General features: G+C 66.1%; 1 protein-coding gene. It reads left to right on the top strand.

Annotation, left to right across the window (positions count from 1 at the left end; all coding sequences use genetic code 11):
* Nucleotides 1-277: family 78 glycoside hydrolase catalytic domain (locus ACZ267_RS12885; protein WP_463680344.1), on the top strand; the 277-nt coding region annotated here is incomplete at both ends.

Below are 277 nucleotides of genomic sequence, written 5' to 3'. Positions count from 1 at the left end.
GCGACCTTCGAGCCCGGCGATCAGCGGTGGAAAGCAGCCGACCTCACGGTGCCGAAGTCGCAACCCGACATCGTGGCCCAGTACGGACTCCCCGTGCGCGCCCAGCAGATTTTGCAGCCCGTGTCCTCCACCACGGCGCCGAGTGGAGAGATCGTCTACGACCTCGGACAGAATTTTGCCGGAGTCATCAGCGCGAAGATCCGCGGCACACGGGGGCAGACCGTGACCTTCCGGCACGCCGAGGTGCTCGTCGACGGCGAGCTGTTCGTCAAGTCCC

This window comes from Staphylococcus sp. AC872 (genome assembly GCF_979255425.1).
This window is presented reverse-complemented; position numbering and strand designations above follow the sequence as displayed.